17 protein-coding genes are annotated in these 18,538 nt (G+C 39.7%); 4 read left to right on the top strand and 13 right to left on the bottom strand.

Annotation, left to right across the window (positions count from 1 at the left end):
- Positions 1 to 109: 109 nt before the first annotated feature.
- The 3 genes from ACUXV0_RS07200 to ACUXV0_RS07190 form a co-directional block, all read right to left on the bottom strand.
- Positions 110 to 1,021, bottom strand: a complete 912-nt coding sequence (locus ACUXV0_RS07200) for an NAD(P)/FAD-dependent oxidoreductase (RefSeq protein WP_446192401.1) — start codon at positions 1,019 to 1,021, stop codon at positions 110 to 112.
- A gap of 204 nt (positions 1,022 to 1,225) precedes the next feature.
- Positions 1,226 to 1,858 carry an MOSC domain-containing protein gene (locus ACUXV0_RS07195; RefSeq protein WP_446192400.1) on the bottom strand — a complete coding sequence of 211 codons (633 nt, stop codon included), beginning with the start codon at positions 1,856 to 1,858 and terminating at the stop codon, positions 1,226 to 1,228.
- A 30-nt stretch (positions 1,859 to 1,888) separates the two neighbouring features.
- Complete coding sequence (locus ACUXV0_RS07190) at positions 1,889 to 2,347, bottom strand: DinB family protein (protein ID WP_446192399.1); 459 nt, start codon at positions 2,345 to 2,347, stop codon at positions 1,889 to 1,891.
- A gap of 377 nt (positions 2,348 to 2,724) precedes the next feature.
- On the opposite strand from ACUXV0_RS07190, the gene ACUXV0_RS07185 reads away from it, so the two are divergent.
- Together ACUXV0_RS07185 and ACUXV0_RS07180 are read left to right on the top strand one after the other, a co-directional pair.
- Complete coding sequence (locus ACUXV0_RS07185; RefSeq protein ID WP_446192398.1) at positions 2,725 to 2,895, top strand: hypothetical protein; 171 nt, start codon at positions 2,725 to 2,727, stop codon at positions 2,893 to 2,895.
- Between the two features lie 4 nt (positions 2,896 to 2,899).
- Positions 2,900 to 3,415: a GNAT family N-acetyltransferase gene (locus tag ACUXV0_RS07180; protein WP_446192397.1), complete on the top strand. Its 516-nt coding sequence runs from the start codon at positions 2,900 to 2,902 to the stop codon at positions 3,413 to 3,415.
- A 173-nt stretch (positions 3,416 to 3,588) separates the two neighbouring features.
- Here ACUXV0_RS07180 and ACUXV0_RS07175 read toward each other — a convergent pair whose 3' ends face one another.
- Both ACUXV0_RS07175 and ACUXV0_RS07170 read right to left on the bottom strand, forming a co-directional pair.
- Complete coding sequence (locus tag ACUXV0_RS07175; RefSeq protein ID WP_446192396.1) at positions 3,589 to 5,466, bottom strand: hypothetical protein; 1,878 nt, start codon at positions 5,464 to 5,466, stop codon at positions 3,589 to 3,591.
- A gap of 280 nt (positions 5,467 to 5,746) precedes the next feature.
- Positions 5,747 to 6,256, bottom strand: coding sequence for a hypothetical protein (locus ACUXV0_RS07170; RefSeq protein ID WP_446192395.1), 510 nt, complete (start codon positions 6,254 to 6,256; stop codon positions 5,747 to 5,749).
- A gap of 178 nt (positions 6,257 to 6,434) precedes the next feature.
- Here ACUXV0_RS07170 and ACUXV0_RS07165 point away from each other — a divergent pair, with 178 nt between their 5' ends.
- Positions 6,435 to 7,355 (top strand): DUF6624 domain-containing protein, encoded by a 921-nt coding sequence (locus ACUXV0_RS07165; protein ID WP_446192394.1) that lies wholly within the window; start codon positions 6,435 to 6,437, stop codon positions 7,353 to 7,355.
- 156 nt (positions 7,356 to 7,511) lie between these two features.
- Here ACUXV0_RS07165 and ACUXV0_RS07160 read toward each other — a convergent pair whose 3' ends face one another.
- A complete protein-coding gene (locus ACUXV0_RS07160; RefSeq protein ID WP_446192393.1) occupies positions 7,512 to 8,429 on the bottom strand; it encodes a helix-turn-helix domain-containing protein in 918 nt (305 codons plus the stop codon).
- A 27-nt stretch (positions 8,430 to 8,456) separates the two neighbouring features.
- On the bottom strand, positions 8,457 to 9,215 hold the full coding sequence (locus ACUXV0_RS07155) for an SDR family NAD(P)-dependent oxidoreductase (protein WP_446192392.1): 759 nt from the start codon (positions 9,213 to 9,215) through the stop codon (positions 8,457 to 8,459).
- A 438-nt stretch (positions 9,216 to 9,653) separates the two neighbouring features.
- Here ACUXV0_RS07155 and ACUXV0_RS07150 point away from each other — a divergent pair, with 438 nt between their 5' ends.
- The gene (locus ACUXV0_RS07150; RefSeq protein WP_446192391.1) at positions 9,654 to 12,266 is read left to right on the top strand and encodes a hypothetical protein; all 2,613 of its coding nucleotides are present in this window, start codon (positions 9,654 to 9,656) and stop codon (positions 12,264 to 12,266) included.
- Positions 12,267 to 12,427: 161 nt separating this feature from the next.
- Here ACUXV0_RS07150 and ACUXV0_RS07145 read toward each other — a convergent pair whose 3' ends face one another.
- From ACUXV0_RS07145 to ACUXV0_RS07120, 6 genes are all read right to left on the bottom strand, one after another.
- Positions 12,428 to 13,750 carry a fibronectin type III domain-containing protein gene (locus ACUXV0_RS07145; protein ID WP_446192390.1) on the bottom strand — a complete coding sequence of 441 codons (1,323 nt, stop codon included), beginning with the start codon at positions 13,748 to 13,750 and terminating at the stop codon, positions 12,428 to 12,430.
- Positions 13,751 to 13,848: 98 nt separating this feature from the next.
- A complete protein-coding gene (locus ACUXV0_RS07140; protein WP_446192389.1) occupies positions 13,849 to 14,997 on the bottom strand; it encodes a DUF418 domain-containing protein in 1,149 nt (382 codons plus the stop codon).
- Between the two features lie 110 nt (positions 14,998 to 15,107).
- Entirely contained in the window at positions 15,108 to 15,674 is a 567-nt protein-coding gene (locus tag ACUXV0_RS07135; RefSeq protein ID WP_446192388.1) for a PAS domain-containing protein, read from the bottom strand.
- Between the two features lie 234 nt (positions 15,675 to 15,908).
- Complete coding sequence (locus ACUXV0_RS07130; RefSeq protein ID WP_446192387.1) at positions 15,909 to 16,085, bottom strand: hypothetical protein; 177 nt, start codon at positions 16,083 to 16,085, stop codon at positions 15,909 to 15,911.
- 179 nt (positions 16,086 to 16,264) lie between these two features.
- Positions 16,265 to 17,449: a gliding motility protein GldB-related protein gene (locus tag ACUXV0_RS07125; protein ID WP_446192386.1), complete on the bottom strand. Its 1,185-nt coding sequence runs from the start codon at positions 17,447 to 17,449 to the stop codon at positions 16,265 to 16,267.
- 268 nt (positions 17,450 to 17,717) lie between these two features.
- Positions 17,718 to 18,530: a sterol desaturase family protein gene (locus tag ACUXV0_RS07120; protein WP_446192385.1), complete on the bottom strand. Its 813-nt coding sequence runs from the start codon at positions 18,528 to 18,530 to the stop codon at positions 17,718 to 17,720.
- Positions 18,531 to 18,538: the final 8 nt, after the last annotated feature.

The raw sequence follows: 18,538 nt of genomic DNA, 5'->3' as shown, positions 1-18,538 counted from the left end.
CAATTATACCTAAATCTCTCCTTCGATTTAATGATTCTGCGTCCTTACTAATTAGCAGTTTTCATAAAAGTAAACCTAAGAGGTCGGTTCTTATAACATGTCAATTCTTTCAAGCCCTAAAAGCCTCATTGGAGAGTTCTGCATTAACTACAGCTCCCGCTACATTACCTGCAAACACAGACGCAGCGACTGATCTCATCATTAGACTGTTATCTCCGCAAGCGAATAAACCGGGTACATTCGTTTTGTTCGTAAAGTCTACTTCTATGAGGCCTGTATCGGTGAAATTACAACCTAACTGTTCTCCTAAATCGTGATGTTGACTGAAGGGAATAGCGGCATACGCGGCTTCAAATTCTTCTTGAGAACCATCAGTAAATTCGATGCTCTTTAATTGGCCGTTTTCATGACTTAATTCGGCTATTTCTTTTTTAATAACTGAAATGTTATTCCTGGCTAAAAGTTGAGAATGTTCTTCGTCAATATGGGTAGGATTGCTGGTAATGAGCGTTAAATCCTTTGTTAGGTTATGCAACATGGGAGCCAGGTGTAAAGTCTTGCTCTCCGCACCAAAAAGAGCTGTTTTTTTATTCCGGATTTCATAACCATGACAATAGGGACAATGCACCACTGAGATTCCCCAGCACTCTGCAAAGCCCGGAATAGACGGCATTTGATCTTTTACTCCTGTAGCCAGGACCATTTTGGAGCTAAAGAATTGATCGCCTGATTTGGTTGACACTTCAAAGCCATCAGAGGTTTTGTGAGCACTTGTTACCAAGCCATCATAAAAGTTGACCGTCTGATAGGCAGCAACTTGCTCCTTTGAAAGTTCACTTATTTCTTTTGGCGTTTTACCGTCCTGAGTTAGAAAATTGTGGGAATGAGGTGTTTGTCTATTACAAGGCTCACCGGCATCTATGATTAGGACATCTCTCAATGAACGACCAAGGGCCATGGCAGCAGATAAACCGGCAAAACTTCCCCCGATAATGATGACTTCGTAATTGCTTTTTCTCATTTGTGCTTGATGTTGACTGCACAAAGCTAGCTCTAAATTTCATAAATGCAACAATGTTGCAAAAGTGAATAATTACTTATTGAGTAACCCGTTTTGAAGTCTCGTATGAAGAAAGAAAAGTGAATTCCGCTAAAATCTTCCGACTTGGAATGGCTATTTTATGAAGGTAATTTTGACCAAGTCTTTGACTTGATTATGCCTCTTTTAGACAAACTGGCTTAAAAAGACTCTTTTCTTTCGTGGAATGGCTTGGCTCTGAATGGCTATTTTTAAGTGATCCGGATTTCTATCCTTGTCGAAAACGAGCTTGAATAAATCATGGACAGAGAGAAGTTCTTTTGGACGGTCTACCAACTGAAATTCATCATTCACATTGACATGGCCTTCTTCTAAGATACTTAAATAGGTGCCTCCAAAACCATGCTGTATAAACTGCTTGATCATTTGAGGTGTGCCGAACTTATGACCTAGTTTATAGCATGGCTCACGATATTGAGAAACTTGAACCAGAGCTTCGCCTAAACGGTAGGTTTCACCAAGAAAAAGCTCTCTTTCGTCAAAACCTTCTACCGTTAGATTTTCACCTAACATACCCCAGCTCCAGTCCAAATCGGGATATTGAGCCTTCCAGTGAGGGTACTGCTCAGCAGAAAACACGTAACAGGCCTTATAAAAGCCTCCATGATTTAGTCTGTTGGATACCTCGTCTCCGACCACATCATTTCGGGTAAGATAAATCGGCTGGCCTGTAGGCTTTTTGTAAATGCCCGTGGTTTCTTCTTTACCGTTCCAGATAAAAGTGGTGGGCGTACCAATGTTGGTTGAGATGATTTTCATTGTACGTTTTTGATTAATAGTTCATGGCTTTTACTTAATAAACTTTCTCAAGCTCATCATATAGCCCAGGTGCAATCCCTCATGGTAATTATTGAAGTTCAAAGCGTCTTCAATATTCCCGAGATGAAAGCCAGTGCTGGTTTGACGTTCTTTATACGTTTTGAAAAGGCCTTGTTGATAGTCTTTTTCCGTTTGCTCCAGCGGAGCAATTAAGAGATTTTTAATTTCGGCTATTTCCTCTGCTGATGTATTACCAGTAGGTTTAGTGCCAGGCATATACTTTTCTACCATTTCCATCGAAATATTCATGGGTAAATCTGCTCCCCGATAAATCAACGATTGCTGAGCTACCACCACATGAGCAATATTCCAGATCAGATTATTATTGAAACCTTTTGGGATAAGGTTTAGCTGCTCTGTGCTATAGTTTTCCAGGAAAGAGAGGTAGATATTTCTATTGGTTTTCCAGGTTTTGAAAAGTGCCTTCATGTATGGGAAATTGGGGAAATTTTAAATGATCAAAGGAATTATATCGGATTCAAAAAAATCAAAGTTATCAATATCAAAACAGTCATGTTTCTCTAAAAGATCACCGAGATTTAACTTCTAATAGGGCCTTCATTTGAGAATTAGCTTTTTGTTGAATAAGTCAATTTCGAATTTAATTTTAAGCTCCTTATTAGGTAACTCCGGGTGAAATTCCATGCCTCAATTTCGCCTTTTTATATTTCAATATCTCTATTTGATCGTTTAAAAAAGAGAACGAAATTTAGATTGGCTGGGAATATTAAATCATTTGAGTCAACCCGTACGAAAAAAATCACTCCTTACGGGAAGAAACTTCATTTTGGGTTTGTTAGTAAAAGATGGGAAGATTTACTTCTGAGGTAGATTTAGAATTATCTCAGAGAAATGAGTCCTTTGAATTGATATATCTTCTTCAGTATCATTCTAAAAAGAATAGAAGATGGAGAGATGAATTTGTATTTGAGACTATCTCAATGTACTCAGGATTATTTGTGAATTATAAAGTATAAAGAATTGAAAATTAGGAAGGTAGCATTAGTTGATCTGGAAGAGTTGCAAAGGATTGCTCAATTAACGTTTTCAGAAACGTTTTCTTCTCAGAATAGCGAGGCCAACATGTCGGAATATTTAGAAAAGGAGTTTTCTGCCGAAAAACTGACCGAAGAACTCATGGATGAAAATGCTGAGTTTTATTTTGTGGAGTTGGAAGGCAAGGCCATAGGCTATCTAAAAATAAATACGGGGGCGTCTCAAACTGAAATTAAAGACCCAAATGCTCTGGAAATAGAACGGATTTATGTCTTGAAAGAATTTCATGGCAAGAAAGTAGGGCAACTACTTTATAGAAAGGCAATTGAGCTAGCGAAGGAAAGAGGTCTTGCTTATGTTTGGTTAGGCGTTTGGGAAGAAAACGCGAGAGCCATCAGGTTTTATGAGAAAAACGGTTTTAAGGTATTTGACAAACATATTTTCATGCTTGGCGATGACCATCAAACTGATTTAATGATGAAACTGGACTTGAATCTGTAAGGCATTATTAGAGTGTAAACCCTTCACCTCAGATCGAATTAAATTACATTTTTTAGTCCTTGAACTGCGTTTGATTTTTTAATTGACTGAAATGAAGTCCTGCAACTAATTCACAGGAATTTTCAATTTAGGACAGAAAAGGAAAAGTCGAATTGTTCAGTTCTTTCTATGTGTTAATGACTGGTACTTACGGATACATTATCAATCAGGTAGACAGATTCTTTTTGCTTCTCATCGGCTCCCGGCAGGGGAGGGTCATTAGTTTCATTTGGGGTAGTTCTATTTGGTAAGTCACGATATGTTCCCGTTCTGAATGAAATTCGTTCTACCGTTTTGATAGCTACGGCTGCGGATAAGTCGTTCCCTATTTTTTCTCCATTTACCAAAACGGAATATGAACCAAGTCCTTCTGTGTTTTCTTCAATGTTAAGAGTGTACCAAACGCCTTTTTGGTAAGGTCTCAAAGATATTAGCGAGTTGCCGTCTTTGGCTTTTATTTGTCCATCCAGGTCAAAAATTAATTGAACTGGTCTGTTGCCAAATTGGTCGGCTATTTCTATTTCAAAGTCCGCCTCTGCTTGTTCCAGTACCTTGACCTTAAAAGAGGCTTTGACACGGCTGCCTTCCTCAAAAACTCGGATTGCCCTGGCATAATCGTATGGGTCGCTATCGCTGAGTTTGATGGCTTTGTTCTTTGTGTTTTCCTGTATTAATTCAATTCTTGCCCAAGCTGGCGAATGAATGTTCCAGTCTTTGATAGCACCACCGGTAGTCATGTTATCAAAGTCGTCCTTAACGTCGCCTTCTACTTTGTATTTGATCGGAGTTGGAATTCTGCTGATCCAGATGTCTTCCTTGTTCATGCTGTAGCTCATCCACATATCAGAGCCCGGAGGATTGCCATTTCCTGGCGAGATTCCTCGCATGTAGCAAGGACCAAAGTCTTTCCAGCGGCCAGTAAATCTTCTGGCAGGCACCTCAGCCTGTACCAGCAGTAAATTATCATAAAGAATGCCATCATTACTGGTGTTAATGGCCATCGGGAATCGGTATTGCGTTTGGTCTATTGGATTATAAGAAATGGCATACTTACCATCTTCTGTTCGCTGTCCCCAGACTTTACCGCCAGACATCACAAAAGTGGGCACCTTTACAGGATCAGAAAATGTGTGGCCGCCATCCTCTGAAAGTGCGGCGTAAGATTTCTTCCAAAGTCCTACAATCTTCCCATCATTTCTATGATACCAGTTAAAAGCTTGTTCAGATTTTTTGAAGGCATAGAAACCATCGTCTCCATTATCCTCCTCATACCATTGCAAGGTCATCAAAGGATCTGCTAGTAGAGACTCGCACGCCTCCAGAAAGCCCTTGTCTGTGGCGTTTTGATAAAACGGAAAAGCTGTATTGGTTTCATTCCAGTCAGTCATACTATCGTATCTGATGAAATAAATGGGACCCATAGTGCCGTCTTTATAGAGCTCGCGTACCACCCGGCCTATTCCATTTTCACGGAAAGGATTATCGGTATGACCATAAAAAGCCAGCGTAAGCAGGCGACCGTTAGGAGCTACATAAAAGCCCATACGCTGGTGCATCATATATCCATGAGAACCTTCAGGGATTTCCACTCCCTCTGGTGCCTCATAAGCCGGAAAAATCACCTGCGGGAAACTCCAGTCACGGCCATCTGTAGAAGTGGTAAGCATAGTTTGTACCGGAGCTACATGTTCATCAGACTCACCGCTGATATATTGCTGATAAAACATACCGTTCCAATAGGCCAGATTTGAAGCATGGCTGTAGGTATAGCCGAAATTATCGGCCAATTCGGGGTGAGATCTATTGGCTCTGAATGTTTGAATATTCTCAACACCTATGGCATACCTAAGACCCGCTTCATGTTTAAATGGGTCAATATGCTTACCCCCTATATAACGTATGGGTTCATGTTCACTCCCGGTTTGGGCCACAGTCAAAACATGACAACTTATGACCAGAAGTAAGGAGAAAAATATAGAGCGTAGGTAAGGAGAATGAATGGAGGAAGTCAAGGTTAGTTCTTTTTAATTGCTTTTTCAATTGTTTGGTTTACCAACCAAATGGCCTGGAAAACGTTTTCAATTTACCCGAAAACCCCTTCTTAAATTCATCTAAACGAAGATTTGGCGTATTGTGTAGATCAATTTCGATGGTCCTCTGCATTCATAGTATTAATCTGAGAAGCAGTATGATTTCGAAGGGGCAAATCATTCTTATCTAAGAATGCAGCTTAGCTCTGATCTGAATTGGAAAATGTCTTTTGAGTTTAACGTGAGGGTAGATCGTTCGTTCTCACGGTTTAAGCGATGATACTTTGTCTAGCTCTGTTTTGTATTCGGCTATTCTAGCTTGAGCTGTTCCATCAATGAGCAAAATAACGGCCATCATAGCAATGGTAGTGATCATGCTGGCTCGCCAGATGGGTTTATCCACGAAAAAAATGATGAGAGCACAGGTGGCAATAATTAAAGGAATTGTTCTGAAAACAATGTTTTGATACTCTTTGAGCGTAGCTTCTGCTCGGTCTATTTCAGACTGTATAAACGCAGAGGCGTCGGCTGAGTGGGCTATTTCAAATTGTTTGATTCTGGATTTATTGGTAAAGTACAATCCAAGCCCTATTGTTACCAGGAGAGCTCCCGCCACTGCCGTAGGAATAATGTAAGCTCGAGCGATTTCTGTTTTGCCAAGCTGCCAAAAGCCAAGGCTGGCTGCCAGAAAGCCCAAACCGAATAGGACGAAAAATGGAGTAGAAAATAATTCGGCTTTCGCCCATTCAGTGGCTTTTTTGAGGATATCCATAGTTAAGGTATTATAGTTTTGTAAGTTAAATAATTCGAATGATTTCACTTGTTCTTTAACAAATATCATATTCAGGGGGTGAGCTCATGAAATATTAAAGTCACAAGAAAGAAAGGATCTTAGAGTTACTGCGAAGGTCATATCGGGTATATTTAGAGTACAAATTCACAATTACCACATGAAATCTGCATTCATCATTTTATTAAGTCTTTCTACTCTGTCTCTTCATGCCCAAACTTTTGAAGGTTTGATTCGGGAGGCAGGAGAATATTACAATCAGGAAAAGTATCAGGAATCTGCCATAGCCTACCAACGGGCGTTTAAAATAAATGAGGGTAGTTCTAACGAATATTATAATGCTGCCTGTTCCTGGGCCTTGACAGGGGATACGCTACAGTCAATAGAATATTTAAACCTTTCAGCAGATAAAGGCTGGAAAAATCTGAAACATATCAAAGTAGACAAGGATCTACGAAGTTTACATGAAGTTCATAGGTGGAGTGAGATTTTGGCCAAAGTGCAAGAGAATCTAACTGCTTATGAAAAGGATTTTGATAAACCATTGCAGGAGCAATTGGGACGTATATATGTTCGAGACCAAACGCTAAGACAGCTCTTAACTGATGCTGAGGAGAAATTTGGGAGAGACTCAGAAGAGATGGCATATTTTTGGGGCTTGATTTCTGAACAAGACCAGCTCAATGAGAAAGAAGTCTTTGAGATTTTGGAAGATAAGGGCTGGGTTGGTAAAAGTGCAGTGGGTGGGCACGCCAATATGGCCTTATGGTTGGTTATTCAGCATGCTCCTATTGAAATTCAAGAAAAGTACTTGCCCCTTCTTGAAAAATCAGTTTTAGAAGGAGAATCGAGTGGTGGTCATTTAGCCCTACTGGTGGACAGAATAAACATGAGAAATGGAAAACCTCAAATTTATGGTTCACAGATCACCCGGAATAGTGAAACTGGTCAACAAGAAGTCTTTCAAATATGGGAACCCCAATATGTAAACCAAAGAAGGAAAGAGGTCGGTCTCGGACCGATTGAAGATTACCTTAAACGCTGGAATATTGAGTGGACCATTAAACAGGTGGAGAAATGAGGCTCTTCCTATGATGAAATGAACCCGATCATTGGTCAATTAATACCGTAAAACAGCTCAAAAGGTTATTCAAGTAGGTTGTTTTTGATTTGAGAGGCTTGTATGTGTGAGTATTTCAGAGGATTTTAAATTAACAACTAAAACTCAAGAGTCCCTCTAATTAAACCGAGATCTAAACTCCAGCGGCGACATCTCTGTCTTGTTTTTGAAAAGTTTGGTGAACGATGCGGGGCGTTCAAAGCCCAGATCGTAGGCAATTTCGCTAATGCTAAGGCTGGTGGTAGACAGCTGCTCTTTGGCTTTTTCTATCAATTTATGATGAATATGTTGCTGCGTACTCATACCCGTAAGTGATTTCAATAAACTACTAAGGTAGTTGGGGCTGAGGTTTAGTTCTGCTGCTACTTGGTCTACAGTCGGCAAACCCGTATTGACTAGTTTTTCTTCCTGAAAATGTCTGGTGAGAGTGTTCTCCAGTTTTTCTAATACCTGATGGTTGGCCTTTCCTCTGGTTAAGAATTGGCGTTCATAAAACCGTTCTGCATAGTTTAGAATCAGCTCCAATTGAGAGACAATGATGTTCTGACTAAAACGGTCGAGGTTGGCATCAGACTCCCGTCTGATATTTTGCATAAAATCTTTAATCATGAGCTCCTCTTTCTCAGAGAGAAAAAGGGCCTCACTTATGGAGTATCCAAAGAACTCATATGAGCTTATTTTGGCAGCCAGAGTAGTATTCCAAAGAAAATCGGGATGAATAAGCAGTAGAAATCCCGAGGGTTTCGCCACGCCGATATTGGGATTTTCCTGCATGTGCATCACCTGTTTTGGAGCCATAAAGGTCATCAGACCTTCGTCAAAATCGTATTCCTGCTGTCCATAGAAAAACTTATATGGCACATTCCTTTTAAGGCCAATGGCATAATAACCCGTGATGAGTTTATATTCCTTGATATCCTCAGGATAACGAAGTTGACTATAATCAATCAGGCTGATCAGCGGATGCCGAGGTGCCGCCAGATTGGCGAATTTATGGTAATCGCTGATACTGAGAAAATGAAGCGTTTTGCTCATGATTAAAGATAGAGAAATTGAGATAGCTTAAACCAACATTCCACCCGAAACTTCGATGCGTTGACCATTAACCCAGCCGGCTTTTGCGGAGCATAAAAAAGCTACCACAGCACCAATATCATCAGGCTCACCCACACGACCTAAGGCGGTGAGATTGGAGATGATACTGCGTTTTTCTTCATTATCTCTATTGGTGCCTCCGGCAAAATCTGTGGCTATGGCCCCAGGAGCCACCACATTTGCTGTTATTTTTCTGGAACCCAGTTCTTTAGCCAGATAGCGGGTAAATACTTCAATACCTCCTTTCATGATGGCGTAGGCAGACATGCCCGGCATGCTGAATCGTGCCAAACCGCTGGAGATATTGATGATTCTACCACTGTCATTTAGCATAGGAAGAGCAGCCTGTGTCAGGAAATAAACGCTTTTTAGATGGATATTCACCATTTCATCAAATTGCTCTTCAGTTGTTTGTTCTACAAGCCCAAAAGTGCCCGTGCCGGCATTATTGATCAGATAATCAAAGTTGGCATCCTCGTAGCTTTCCAGAAGATATGATTTGACCTGGTCAATCAGGTTTTTAGCGGATTCTAAGTTAGCGGCATCATATTGAAAAGCTTTGGCTCTCACTCCCAGAGCCTCTATTTCTTCTACCACTTCATTTGCTTTGGTCGTATTGCTATAATAAGTAAAGAGTACATTTACGCCATCTTTGGCCAGGTTAAGAGCCATATCTCTACCTAGCCCTCGGCTGCCGCCGGTAATGAGTGCTGTTTTTTGTGTCATTCTTGTGTTGTTTTTAATGAGACACAAAGGTGAAGCACATCAGGGAGCATTATTTTCCTTTTTCTACGGGATGCTTATCCAAATCTTTGTTTCCGTCTTTGGAGTCTGTGGTGATCTATATCAGAATTAAATTTTATCTGCCTAAAACTCTATTAAACCAGTTTTTTTAAAACGAACCATTTACAAGGCCTATTAATGCTCTAAAGTTATTGTAACTAGAGGCACAGAGGTAACGATTCTCATTGATCACACAATTAGCTCAGCTACAATCGATGCCGCTGAAAGATCAGTAGGAATGACGCAACCTGGTGTCATTTTAGAGGTGAACCTTAACTAGTCGACTTGCCTCTTTATAAAGAAGTGTGCCAATTACAAAACCACAGCTACTAAATACAAAACATACTTGGCTCCACAAGGGTGTGACTTTAATTTGATCAAATGAATCATACTCCACTGTCGTCTAAAACTATTCTGTCAATAGTTTTTTTATTTACAGCTCTTCTTACAAATGCTCAAACTATCATCTGGGACGGAGGGGCACATGACCATAAATGGAGTTCACCTGATAATTGGGACTCCAATACTGTACCTACATCCACCGATGAAGTGCTCATAGATAGTGACTCTGTGAATGTGGATGTGAATGTTACTGTAAAGTCGCTTGAACTCACGAGCGATGATTGTGCGAGAGGAAATTACGGGAAATTAGTTATTGCAACTGGCTTTAAACTCACTATTGATGGTAGTAATAGTACATGGGTTGCTTTTACTATTGAAAGCAGTTCTGTAAGAAATGACGGAGAATTAATCGTAAGAAATACAACTACAGCAGTAAGTATGGAGACAATGTCCAGCCCTTTTGCTCGAGTGCCCTCTGTGTTTGTAAACAAGGGAGAACTGAAAATTAGGAACTGCACCACTTCACTGAATTTATGGGAAGTAGGTGAGTTTTATAACGAAGCAATTGGCAATGTTCAAATTGAAGATGGCCTGGTAATGGGTGCTAACTCTGGAGAATGTGTATTTGAAAATGAAGGAACTATTGATATTAGGAATACATATTTGGAGAAGCTTGGTTCAAGTAGTCAGTTACTAAATAGAGGAACTCTTAACGTCAAAAATAGTCCTCAATATGGTATTAGTACAAATGGTGATTTTACCAATTTCGGTAGTGGAGTAGTAATCATTGATTCCACAGAGTTTGAAGGTTTTATTGTTGAAGGGAAATTTAGAAATAACGGAAGTATTGGCATCTCAAATCATAAACTTCAAGGGCTCTTAATAAACATACTTTCAAATGATTCAACCCTAAACAAAGGAAATATTATCATTGAAAATCAAAGGGATTATACAGGAAGTTTAGTAAGTGTTGAAGACGGCATTGAGATAATGAATGGATCTCTCATTAATGATGTTTCAGGTTTTATTTCACTTAAAAAGCTAAATGAAAATGCCCTCCGCTGTAATGATAGGTTAGAGAATAAGGGAGAAATAATAATCGATAGTACAAATAAAGTAGGCGTCTACATTACAAGTAATGGATCATTTAGAAATGAAAATGGGTCTTCAGTTAATGTTTCTAATACAGATGAAATTGGTGTTGAAGTTAGGGATAGTCTTCAGAATGCAGGATTGATACGAATTTTATCTTCAGGCAATGAAGGAGTATATCTGGCTTCTTCGGCTTACCTGGAAAACTCAGGAGAATTACTAGTTTCTGAAAGTGCTCATGCTGGAATGAGTACAGGATCATCTAGTAAATTGATCAATACCTCTGACGGATTGATAAAGATCGACACATCTGGAGGGGATGGTATCACAATGGGTGCAGATACTTTTATAGAGAACGGGGTTAACGCTACTATTTCAATTAATTCTACTGGGGAGGATGGAATTTATGTTCGGGGAAAACTTTCGAATATCGGGCTTTTGAAACTAATGAATGTTGATGACGATGGTTTCAATATAAGGGACACCATTCATAATTTTGGTTCAATAGAAATCTCACAGGTCAACATGAGAGGACTTTACTCTGGAGTAGTTCTTACCGAACCCCTTAGTAGTATTTCAATAAATCGTTCCGATAAAGAAGGCATTTTCAATAGTCAGTTTCATAATAAAGGCATATTGACTATTGACTCATCAGGAACTTATGGTTTGAATTCGCCAAATACAGGACGTGGGGGTAGTGACCCTATTATTTGTATCAATGATGGAATAATGATTATCTCTAGATGTGAAATAGCCGGAATAAATACAGAAGGAGACTTCGAGAACAACGGTATTATCTTTCTTGACTCTACAAACTCTTTAGGGATAGCAAATTCTTACAACTTTGACAATGCTAGTAAAGGGTTCATTGCTCTGGGTTCTCCTTGGGAAAATACAAGTAATTCCTTAACTCCAAAGATCAATAATTCAGGTTTTATTTTCCAGGACAGTGAATTACCGAATCAAGAAGGAATGGCTCCAAGTTTTCTATCGGAAGTCAATAACAAAGGCATCTACATTAATTCCAGAAGCAGCCCCTCCCTTAAAAATTGGACTAATGATGGCTTGGCTCTTTGGGGAATAGCCGGGCAAATGAGTACAGGAGCAGTGGAAACAGTAGCCCATAAAGGAGGCTTTCCTACAAATGCTCCAGCTGCTACTTGGTATTTAGATAAAAACTTAACACAAGCAGCCGGAGACTATATTTACGGCAACAACATTTTTATACCAAATTCACAAGGAGTCAATGCCGATAGCTTATGGTTCAGTATAGACATTAATGGGAATAGTACTGAATTGTATGTTTTAGTGGATAAGACTCCCGAATGCGTAAATCATCATTCGCTTACCTTTAATGAGGATTTATCTCAGGAATGGACTAATCCTTTCAACTGGAGCGTGCCCCAAATACCCTCTCCTTGTAGTATTGCTATTATTCCAAACACTAAAAAGTGTACCCTTCCGTCCGGATATCATGCCCGAGCCTACCGCCTTGAAACAGATGAAGGTGCTGTTTTGAATATTGAAGCAGGAGCTGTTTTAGATGTGACTCCGAACTAAGTTTTTGAATTAGTAATAAAAAAGATACTCTTTTGCTTTTTAAAGAAATCCACTTTCAAAGATCGTGAAGCCTCTTTTAGGTGAGAAATAAAGGTGAAGCACATCAGCGAGCATTATTTTCCTTTTTCTACGGGATACTTATCCAAATATTGGTTTCGTACTTATTCTAATCTCTTTTTGCCTGTGGCAAAGTCTTTATAAATCACTGCCTCGTCATATTCTTCGCCTACGGCAGTGTAGGCTTTATAGGTCAGTTGATTTCCATCAATGTTGATGACCTGAAAAAACTGAGTTTGCTCAGCAGCTTTATCTAACTCATACCCGTCTACGGTGTATGACTTCATTTGCTCAGGGTCCAGAGAATATTGTTTTGGACCGCTCACTGAGGTGACATAGACTGTGCTCAGGTTGTCTTTATCATTGGAATCTGTACTACGGGTAGGTACATGACCTCTTGCATAGGTGTGATCGTGTCCATTGAGCACCAGATCCACGTTATATTGATCTAGCAGCGGTTTCCAATGGTCTCTGGCAAACTGAAAATTTCGCCCTTTAGCTGGTGAAAAGATCGAATGATGGCAGGTGATAATCTTCCATTTGGCTGAGCAGTTTTTCAATTGCTGTTCCAGATAAGCGGTTTGTTCTTCCAATTGGTCTGTAGAGTTGAGTACTATTACCCTTACATCCTGATAATCTACAGTAAATACCGTTTCATGTAGTACAGGGTCCAGGTCTTTTTCTACAGGTAGCGTAAATTGAGGTCGCCACTGAATGGAAAGTTGGCGTGCCTCATTGTTCTCCAGTGAGTTAAACTCGTGATTGCCTACTACAGGTATAGCGGTCCACTGACTGTGAATAAATCCGCCAGCTTTAAACCATTGAGCCCATTCATGGTCACGGTGGGCGGTATTGATCAGGTCTCCGGCATGAATTACAAAAGAAGCTTCCGGTGCTTTCTGGTAGGCCATTCTGATGACTCTGGACCAGTGTGAGAGTACATCGTTTTGAGCATCACCAAAATACACAAACTGCGTAGAGGAGTAAGTCTCCTTAGCGGTTTTGAACTGAATCCACTCTGACCAGTGATCCGCCCCATCACCTACACGATAGGCATAGAATTTATCGTGCATCAGATCGGTAAAAGTGACACTATGATGATATACCATCAGCGAGGTGTTTCCTTTATACATACCAAGGTCAAAAGGCTCCGAAAGAGCCTGAACAGTGGACGCACTTTCTGCAAATTTTGAATTAACGGTGGCTTCGGCTATCTGTGCCACAGCATTATGAACGGTGGTGTCTGTTCGCCAGGTAACAGCTCTGCTGGTAGAGGGGTCACCATTAAAAGTCAAAATGATACGATCAGGGTCTTTACTGGGTATTTCCCAATGATGTAAACCCATTTTTAAGTGGGTATGCCCGTGCTGTGCAAAGGAAGAAATGAGTTCAAGGCTAAGAAAAAAGGAAAGTAAAAAGCTTTTCATCAAATGGTAGGTCTTCATGGCTATAAAGAGATAACTCTTTCAACCGATGAAATTACTTCAATTGCGACAAAGGAGCAGAAATACAGATCATGAAATTGTTAAATATTCTTTGAAAGCTTCCGCCAGACAATTTCCAATGGGCCATGCCTTTTCACTTTTAGGTAAAGGGTGCTAAATAGTGTAAGCAAAAGATAAATAGCAGTGGCAATTCCTACTAGGCTTAAGGGTGTTAATTGGCCATACAGGCCCAAACCAAATCCGTAAAAAAGTAGCACACAGATCAACGACTGTGCGATATAAATGGTCAATGACATACGCCCGGGCTTAGCAAAGAACAAAGCCAGCTTTTTGTTTTTCTGAAAGGCCAAAAGAAAGCAAATAGTATAACCAAAGCCCATACAGACACCGAAGGTTTCATTCATGGCAATCAGGAATGGCCGAATGATAGGGAAACCTTCCAGGTCAAAGAGCAGGAAAAAATCCACCTTGTACAGCTGCCAGATGGTAGATGAAAGAAGTAAGGTCAAACCAATTATTAAGAATGGCAGAGGGAATTTTTTAAGCTCCCGAAGAAGATTTTTACGAGCTGTGTAAACACCTAATAAGAAAAGACCAAACGTTTTAGGGATATACCAAACGAGGTTTTCCGGAAGGAAAGCCAGAGACTCCTTCATTCTTAGTTTTAATATCTCCATATAGCTTCCTGTCTGGAAGATCTCGATGAATTTATCCATTGCCATCGGTCTGCCCATATGCACCATAGACCAGTCAAACAGAATGGCGGCAAAATAATATAGCGGAATAAACAAGAAACAGAGAACTGAGACTTTCAATAGACGGTCATCTTTTAGCTTCATTACGGGGATGAGTAGAAGACCGAGTAATGCATACGAACAGAGGATATCTCCGAACCAGAAAAAGAGAGTGTGTAGTAGCCCAAAAACCAGCAAGACGAACATTCGCTTTCTGAATTTAACGGGGAACTGATGACCCAAGGTTTGCTGCTGGAGCACAGCTCCGAAGCCAAATAAAAAAGCAAAAATGAAAAGGAATTTGCCGGCAAAAAAGCGACTCACCACTTTCATGATCAGCTCATTTATGCCTTCTTGATGTCCATAGAACTCACCATAATAACTGTATGGGGCATGGAAAATAAAGATATTGACCACCAGAATACCCAATAAGGCCAGACCTCTTAGAGCATCTATTTCGTCAATTCTGGATGTTTGCCTGGCTGGAGCCTCCATGCACTAAAGTTACAAACACTTGTGAACTTTAGCCTCTGTTTTTCGACCAACGGATGCCTCCGTTGGATAACTTAAAATGAAATTGCTTAAACAGTGCTCTGAAAAGGTACCTAAACCACTTGCTTTTCAAAAGCGATGAAGTGGGTGGTGTGTTCATTATAGAGGGGTACTATCTTTACCTCACAGGTGTAGGTAGAATTGTCTTTACGGTGATTCACAATCACATCTTTGAAAGGTTTATTGGCGGCTATTTGCTCTCTGATTCTACTTTTAGTAGCAGATGAGGTCATTTCGCCTTGCAAAAATCGAGGGGTTTTATTGAGTGCAAAGCGTTTAGAATAACCTGTCATTTCGGAGAAGCCGTCGTTAACCCAAATAATGTTTTGGCGGTGGTCAGTAATGATTAATGCCTCGTAATCGGTCTCTTCAAAAGTAGCCTCTAAATCGTTTTTCCAATGATACTGACGAGCAAAAGAAAGAACCTGCTTTAGTTCATGATGTCTCAGTGTCTCTGCCATTTTGCGGTCATAACCGTTCTTGAAAATATCCCAGCTGAGTAATGGGGCCGACTCAGTGGTTGGTCTATCGATATATTGAATAGCTTTCTGATATTCTTTCTCTGAGAGGCTGGATAAATAAATATCTAAACATATCATATTTCTAAGATTATTCTTCATGCTCCTGTTCTTCTTTTACTTAGAAAAATGGAGAGCCTCAATAGTCTTGAGGACTTCCCATTATGCCTGTAAATGTTACTTTTCGAGTTCGACTATTACAGAAAGCTAAGAAAATAGTTTTAGAAGCTCCAAACCTTTTTTGGGCTGTCTAAGAATTCGTTTTTGAAGCCCTTATTGACAGTATAAAAGTTGAACAAAAAAGTTAGACAAATCAGGCTGACAGGGCTGTATTTGCTACTTACCTTGAGAAGTTTTGTTTTTTTCAATCAAGACAGTGCCGATCAAAGAAATGCCAATAAATATCCCGCTGACAGCATCCATAAATTCACCACTGCGGTAAGCTGCATAGACTCCTGCCAGTATGGAGGCAATTCCAATTCCTATCAATAGACTAATTGTGTTTTTTGACATTTTAAGGGGTTTAATGAATTTTATAAGAGGTATAAAAATATGAAATTTCTCGAATTGGTTTTCGTTTGTTCGGATTCAAGAATACTTATTTGATGTTGTGCTACATAGCAATAAAACCGTTCGTCATTCTTGATGAAGTGGGTCTCTTAAGGTTTCTTTCACCTCAGTGAATCAATAGACTATTTCGTTTTAAACTCAATCAAATAAGGTTTAAGTCGAATACCATTTACAAGTCTGAAATTTGAGCCTATGACGAGCTGATAGTGCTTGTTGGCTTGAAGATTCACTTCAAAGGAATAGCTTTGAAGATCATCGCCCCATTTACGAGTACTATTGTCAACTTCCGGATAAAAATCTCCACCTAGTGGGCCAAAATCCAGTCCATTTTGAATGCCATTGAGTTTATCGGAGAAATATACAGTAATACTTTTGATCCCCGGGTCTACATCGGTAGCTCTATTCTCAAATTCAGCTATTTTGATAACCCTTGGTCTACTTTTTTCATAGGATTGATATAAACTTTCAATAGTTTCAGGGAGTAGGCTTGATTGATCAACAATATGTTCTACCTGATCTTCATTCGTGTAATCAAGTTCTATCAATTCTTTGATTGCTAGTTTTTTATCTGAAGACTTATTGAAGTACCTCTCGGCTATTTCATAGCCAATCCAATACCCCAGGTCTCTGACTTCCAATTCATTCCGATTTTCACCCCAAAGCCAATTATAATCGTTTGATCTGAGGTAAAGGTCTTCGACATACTTCTTTACAACTTTAGCCTGATTCTTTTTACCAAATTTTATGGCCGGAAGACTGGAGGTTTTTCCCGTAACATAACATGAAACAAACTCGGCAGTGCCTTCATACAAACACTGCGAGAGAAGGTTATATACCATTTCTTTTTGCTGGGTATGTATGTATTCATGTGTGCACAGCAAAGCCAGATTTTGCAGGGGTTTATATTCTTTATAAAAGGGTTGTCGCCAATCAGGCAATTCGTCTATGACAGTATGTTGATCTGCCAAAGCCAGTTCACTGCCTACGAGAACATCGCCATTATAAACTGTACCATTGGTTCTGAATGCTCCCATGGTAAAGTAGATAGTAGTTGGTTTCAAATCGGGATAAGCCGTTTTTAACTTTTGTATATCTTCTTCAATTTCAGATTCATAATCGGCAACTTGTTCTGTATTTGATCTTATTGAAGCCCAAAAAGACGGATATGAACGTATAGCATCTAGGAATTCGTTTTCAGAATAATTTCTAGCCGAAATCAGTCCATTGAGACCTTCAGAAGCTTTGTTCAGGTATAAATCGTTTAGAATTTCTCGATGTTTTGAGGTGTCTTTCGTTGATTGAATCAAATCATAAGTTTCCCAAAAATGAGTTATATCCTTTGATTCAAATTTCTGCCGAAAAGGGGATTGAGCAAAAGAGTTATAAGTGCTCAAAAGCCCAATTATTAGTAGGCAAATTGATGAAAGACGAAGGTTGATTGTTTTCAATAGTTGAAGTGTTTGAGTAATTAATTCTAATAACGGTTGGGCCTCAAATATTGATAAATTTGAGTTTCAATTAATTTTCTTGAGTAGAGGAGCTGTTTAGCCGGAATATCTTGTGTTGGATTACAATTTAGCTTTTATCCGTTCTCCTTTCGATATCTATAAACGGGCTTTTCATCAAATACCAGAATGTTTGTTGCTCGTCTTTTTCAAATTCCACCAGGCCGTATTTCATTTGGTTGACAGGAATTAGCTTAAACGTACCAAACAGCCGATCCCATAGAATGAAGATATCGGCAAAATTAGAATCGGTATAAAACTGCTCTTGATGATGATGCACCCGGTGGTGATCTGGCATCACAAAGATGAGTCCGAGAGTTTTATTCAGCCAGTTGGGGTAATTGAGGTTAGAGTGCTCGAGAAAGAAGAAAATGTAAACGATAAAGTAGTAAAGGGCTAGTGTAGTCACATCAAGTCCGAATACAGCGGCGGCGGCGATATTTCCCGCCTGATACACCACAGCCAGCTCCACAGGATGAAATCTGAAAGTGGTAGTAGAATCCATGCTGGAATCACTGTGATGCACTCGGTGAAGTCTCCAAAGGAACGGCACTTTATGCGATGCTCTGTGAAGCCAATACGTTGAAAAATCAAAGAGAAGGACACCCAATAACAGGCGTAGCCAGTCTGGCAATTCCACCAAATAAAGGAGGCCAATTTCCTGAACATTCAACCACTCTATAGCTGAGATAAGTACAGACAAGAAAAACAGATTCATCAGGAAAAATGAAATCTGCAGGAGGAGGTTATGCAAAAAATGCTTTCCTCTTTTTTTAAACTGAAATGGGTTATCAAGGACTTGCTCCAGAGTAAAGAAAATTGCGAGCAGACCAATGATGATATAATTAGGATCAATGCCTAAGATAAAGTTAATGACCTCCATGTGAATGG

It is taken from the genome of Jiulongibacter sp. NS-SX5 (genome assembly GCF_052828545.1).
The sequence above is the reverse complement of the archived record's forward strand: the minus strand, read 5'-3'. Positions and strand labels throughout refer to the sequence as shown.

What these genes read in the sequence shown, in the direction of transcription:
- ACUXV0_RS07185 (WP_446192398.1), top strand. Translation starts at nt 2,725, where the DNA reads ATGGGAAGATTTACTTCTGAGGTAGATTTAGAATTATCTCAGAGAAAT.
- ACUXV0_RS07155 (WP_446192392.1), bottom strand. Translation starts at nt 9,215, where the DNA reads ATGACACAAAAAACAGCACTCATTACCGGCGGCAGCCGAGGGCTAGGT.
- ACUXV0_RS07165 (WP_446192394.1), top strand. Translation starts at nt 6,435, where the DNA reads ATGAAATCTGCATTCATCATTTTATTAAGTCTTTCTACTCTGTCTCTT.
- ACUXV0_RS07120 (WP_446192385.1), bottom strand. Translation starts at nt 18,530, where the DNA reads ATGGAGGTCATTAACTTTATCTTAGGCATTGATCCTAATTATATCATC.
- ACUXV0_RS07150 (WP_446192391.1), top strand. Translation starts at nt 9,654, where the DNA reads ATGAATCATACTCCACTGTCGTCTAAAACTATTCTGTCAATAGTTTTT.
- ACUXV0_RS07190 (WP_446192399.1), bottom strand. Translation starts at nt 2,347, where the DNA reads ATGAAGGCACTTTTCAAAACCTGGAAAACCAATAGAAATATCTACCTC.
- ACUXV0_RS07135 (WP_446192388.1), bottom strand. Translation starts at nt 15,674, where the DNA reads ATGAAGAATAATCTTAGAAATATGATATGTTTAGATATTTATTTATCC.
- ACUXV0_RS07200 (WP_446192401.1), bottom strand. Translation starts at nt 1,021, where the DNA reads ATGAGAAAAAGCAATTACGAAGTCATCATTATCGGGGGAAGTTTTGCC.
- ACUXV0_RS07160 (WP_446192393.1), bottom strand. Translation starts at nt 8,429, where the DNA reads ATGAGCAAAACGCTTCATTTTCTCAGTATCAGCGATTACCATAAATTC.
- ACUXV0_RS07145 (WP_446192390.1), bottom strand. Translation starts at nt 13,750, where the DNA reads ATGAAAAGCTTTTTACTTTCCTTTTTTCTTAGCCTTGAACTCATTTCT.
- ACUXV0_RS07130 (WP_446192387.1), bottom strand. Translation starts at nt 16,085, where the DNA reads ATGTCAAAAAACACAATTAGTCTATTGATAGGAATTGGAATTGCCTCC.
- ACUXV0_RS07195 (WP_446192400.1), bottom strand. Translation starts at nt 1,858, where the DNA reads ATGAAAATCATCTCAACCAACATTGGTACGCCCACCACTTTTATCTGG.
- ACUXV0_RS07170 (WP_446192395.1), bottom strand. Translation starts at nt 6,256, where the DNA reads ATGGATATCCTCAAAAAAGCCACTGAATGGGCGAAAGCCGAATTATTT.
- ACUXV0_RS07140 (WP_446192389.1), bottom strand. Translation starts at nt 14,997, where the DNA reads ATGGAGGCTCCAGCCAGGCAAACATCCAGAATTGACGAAATAGATGCT.